This window comes from Bradyrhizobium sp. UFLA05-112 (assembly GCF_053572325.1).
On the sequence record NZ_JBANBK010000178.1, the window covers coordinates 1 to 4,183 of the forward strand.

Consider the following 4,183-nt stretch of genomic DNA (forward strand, 5'->3'; position numbering starts at 1 on the left):
TGCGACGATGTCCGTGCTGTACTGCTCTCATCCAAAGACGTACCGTGCGGATGATTTTATGACACAGTAAGATTAGGGCGGATTAGCTTAGCGTAATCCGCCATCAGGCCGCGACAAAGCTGGCGGGTTACGCTGCGCTAACTCGCCCTACGGATGCGCGTAACCTTCACCCATATTTCAGCTTCATGACGAGTATGCCGCCGGCGAGCACCATGGTGATCGCGTTGGCGGCGACCAGCGGCGCGTCGCCGGAGAGCAGGCCGTAGATCAGCCAGAGTGCAAGCCCGAGCAGCATCGCGAGGAACATGCCGAGCGAGATGTCCTCGGTCGAGCGGGTCTTCCAGACCTTGATGAATTGCGGTGTGTAGGCGAGGGTCGTGCAGGTTGCCGCAGCGAACCCGAGCAGCTTAACGATGAGCGGTTCCATGGTGGCCGCCCTATAGCACGGATTCGTTGATGGAAATGCGTCTGTTGACCCATCATTACCGGCGGGCTGCCATGATCGTGCGATAGAGCGCCGCATAGTCGCCCGCCCGGTTGCGCCAGGAGACGTCGGTCGTCATGCCGCTCAGTTGCAGCCTGCGCCAGGTCAAACGGTCATGGAAGGCGAGGTTCGCCTTGCGCAGCGCGGCGGCGAGCCCCTCCGCCGTCACCGGCCCGAACTTGAATCCGGTCGCGTCGTGGCCGCTGCTATCGGCCTCGCCGATGTCGACCACCGTGTCCGCAAGCCCGCCGACGCGCGAGACGACCGGCACGGCGCCATAACGAAGCGCACAGAGCTGGGTGAGACCGCACGGCTCGAACCGCGACGGCACGAGGAGCGCGTCGGAGCCCGCCTGGATGAGGTGGGCAAGGATCTCATCATAGCCGATCACGACGCCGATGCGCCCGGGATGGGCGCGTGCCGCGGCCAGATAGCGGTCCTGGAGGTCCGCATCGCCGCTGCCGAGCAGCGCGAGCTGCATGCCTTCGCCAAGAATCGTCGGAATGATTTCGAGCAGGAGATCGAGACCCTTCTGCCAGGACAGCCGGCTGATCACGCCGAGCAGAAGCGCATTCGCCGACGGCGTGAGATTGAACTGCTTCTGCAGCGCTGCCTTGTTGGCGGTCCGAACTTGCAGCTCCTTGGCGCCAAAGCGATGGGCGATGTGCGGGTCGGTCTCGGGATTCCAGACGTCGATATCGATGCCGTTCAAGATCCCGCTGAGCACGCCGGAGCGTTCGCGCAAGAGGCCGCCGAGTCCCATGCCGCCCTCGTCACCCTGAATCTCCCGTGCGTAGGTCGGCGACACCGTTGTGATGCGGTCAGCGAACTGCAAGCCGGCCTTCAGGAAGCTGATCCCGCCAAAATATTCGACGCCGCTGAGGCTGAAGGAGTCCGGCGGCAGGCCGAACGAAGCAAGCATCTCGTAGGCGAACTTGCCTTGATAGGCCATGTTGTGAATGGTCATCACGGTCCCCGGGCGGGGACCGCCGGCATAGTGCAGATAGGCTGGTAGCAATCCCGCCTGCCAGTCGTGCGCATGCACGACGTCAGGTACGAACGAAGGGACGAGGCCGAGGCCGATATCGGCGGCGACGCGCGACAGCGCCGCAAAGCGCACGCCGTTGTCGGGCCAGTCGGTCCCCTCCGCGGTGACGTAAGGGTTGCCCGGCCGCTCGTAGAGATGTGGTGCGTCGAGCACGAAGAGGTCGAGCTCGTCATGTGTACCCGCGAGCAGGCGCGCAGGCCCACCGAAATAATCCGGCCAGCGCCGGATTTCCTCCGTCTTCGGCAAGGCCCGCAAGACGGCCGGATAACCCGGCAGCAGCGTCCGCATCTCGACGTCATGGGCTTTCAATGCGACCGGCAGCGCGCCGGCGACATCGGCAAGGCCGCCGGTCTTGATGATCGGATAGATTTCCGATGCGACCGCGAGAACGCGCGTCAACGCCATGCGTTCAGCCTGTCGATCATCGGCTGGGTAATGAGCGAGACGCCCTGTTCGGTGGTGCGGAACCGTTTTTCGTCGAGCTCCGGATCCTCACCGACGATGAGTCCTTCCGGAATCTCGACGCCACGGTCGATCACGACGTTGCGCAGCTGCGCACCGCGGCCGACATTCACGTAAGGCATGATCACGGCATTCTCGACATTGGCATAGGAGTTGATGCGCACGCCCGTGAACAGCAGCGACCGCCGCAGCGAGGCGCCGGAGATGATGCATCCGCCCGATACGAGCGAGCTCACCGCCTGTCCGCGCCGGCTCTCCTCGTCGTGCACGAACTTGGCGGGAGGCGTGATCTCCGCATAGGACCAGATCGGCCATGAGCGGTCGAACAGATCGAGCTCCGGCACCACGTCGGTGAGATCGATGTTGGCGGCCCAGTAGGCGTCGACGGTGCCGACGTCTCGCCAATAGGCGCGCGGGTCGTCGCCGGACCGGACGCACGAGCTCGAGAACTGGTGCGCCACCGCGCGGCCGTTCTTGACGATATAGGGAATGATGTCCTTGCCGAAATCATGGTTCGAGTTCGGGTCGGCGGCGTCACGCTTCAGCTCCTCGTACAGGAACTTGGCGTCGAAGACGTAGATGCCCATGCTGGCGAGCGACATGTCGGGCTTGCCGGGCATCGGCGGCGGGTCTTTCGGCTTCTCGAGGAAGGACTGGATGATGCCGTTTTCGTCGATATGCATGATGCCGAAGCCGCTGGATTCCGCGCGTGGCATTTCGAGGCAGCCGACGGTGACGTCGGCGCGACTGTCGACGTGCTGCCGCAGCATCACCTCGTAATCCATCTTGTAGATGTGATCGCCGGCGAGCACCACGATGAAGCGTGCGCCGTGCGACTCGATGATGTCGATGTTCTGGTAGACGGCATCGGCCGTGCCGACATACCACATCGTCTCCGAGACGCGCTGGCTCGCCGGCAGGATGTCGAAGCTCTCGTTGCGCTCGGGCCGGAAGAAGTTCCAGCCCATCTGAAGATGCCGGATCAGGCTGTGGGCCTTGTATTGGGTGGCGACCGCGATGCGGCGGATGCCGGAGTTCACGGCGTTCGACAGCGCGAAGTCGATGATGCGGGATTTGCCGCCGAAATAGACCGCCGGCTTGGCACGCCGGTCGGTCAGTTCGAGAAGACGGCTTCCTCGTCCGCCGGCGAGAACGAAGGCCAGGGCCTGGCGCGCGAGTGGCTCATTTCCAACACGGTTCATTCTGTCCTCCCGGGGGCCCCGTTTTTATCGCCCCGAAATTTCCCTCGCGGGAAGCCGGTGGCGCCTGCATCGAAGCAGAATTCTAGCGGCACGGATAACAATTCGGAAAGTGCCCTGTTGGTTGCCATAGGTCGTGGCCGCCCTGCGGCTCGGCTTTTTCGCTTGCCAAGTCTTCCCGATCGACCCGAAAGGGTGGTAGGTTGCGGGGTATTTCAGATCGCTTTCATATTTTTTGGATTTATACGATGCCCTGCGCCAACGAGATGTTTGGCCTGCTGCGACTGCTTTCAGTTGGGCTGGCTTACCTGACCGGCACCCCGGATCACCCCGTACAGCAACGCGATCTCGCCGAGGCCTGGCAGGTCCTCTCGCCCTGCGCGGAGACCGCCTCCTTCGACGGGGCGTGGGCCCTGTCATTGAAGGAGAACGGCACCGCCATCGCCAGGAGCGATCGCCATGCGCAGCTGCTGCAGGGCCGCTGGGAGATCGTCGATGCGGGGACGCACAGCTATCGCATCGACGTGCTCGCCTTCGGCAATGATTTCGTCGTGGTCCCGACGGCGGCTGGCTGCCTGCTCGGCTCGGGCACGCTCAGAAACGTCGATCTGCACCAGAGCTGGTTTACGCATGGCAGCCGCGAGGCGGGCGATCTCGTGGCATCGGCGACCGATCCGGGCGTGAGGACGAAGTAGCCGCTTCGAGCGCGCTTGCCGGCGTTGGTCCTGCGGCATTTCAGCGCTCGATGCAGAGCTGGGACGATCCGTGCCGGCTTTCTGGGATTTGAGGCGGTCGGGATCGACGACGCGCCGGGATGCCTTGTGCGGTGCACGCAAACGGATGCTTTGATTCAGCGCAAAGATGCCGGATCATGCGGCGTGCGACCCTTTTGCCAAACGAAATGTCAGACAGGGAGCAAGGTGATGAGTATCTGGAAAACGGCAATAGCCTGTTCGCTCGCCGGTGCTGTCATGGCCGGCCAGGTGCAGC

At 63.4% G+C, this 4,183-nt stretch carries 4 protein-coding genes; 1 reads left to right on the forward strand and 3 read right to left on the reverse strand.

What is annotated here, in order from left to right; genetic code table 11:
• Nucleotides 1-166: 166 nt before the first annotated feature.
• From SO180_RS42000 to glgC, 3 genes are read right to left on the reverse strand one after another with little or no spacing between them, the layout of a single operon-like run.
• The gene (locus SO180_RS42000) at nucleotides 167-427 is read right to left on the reverse strand and encodes a SemiSWEET transporter (RefSeq protein WP_449384641.1); all 261 of its coding nucleotides are present in this window, start codon (nucleotides 425-427) and stop codon (nucleotides 167-169) included.
• Nucleotides 428-482: 55 nt separating this feature from the next.
• Entirely contained in the window at nucleotides 483-1,937 is a 1,455-nt protein-coding gene (gene glgA / locus SO180_RS42005; protein WP_449384642.1) for a glycogen synthase GlgA, read from the reverse strand.
• A complete protein-coding gene (glgC, locus tag SO180_RS42010) occupies nucleotides 1,928-3,196 on the reverse strand; it encodes a glucose-1-phosphate adenylyltransferase (protein ID WP_449384643.1) in 1,269 nt (422 codons plus the stop codon). The genes glgA and glgC overlap by 10 nt, the downstream gene beginning before the upstream one ends.
• A 245-nt stretch (nucleotides 3,197-3,441) precedes the next feature.
• Between glgC and SO180_RS42015 the strand changes: the two genes are divergently transcribed.
• Nucleotides 3,442-3,888, forward strand: a complete 447-nt coding sequence (locus tag SO180_RS42015) for a hypothetical protein (protein WP_449384644.1) — start codon at nucleotides 3,442-3,444, stop codon at nucleotides 3,886-3,888.
• Nucleotides 3,889-4,183: the final 295 nt, after the last annotated feature.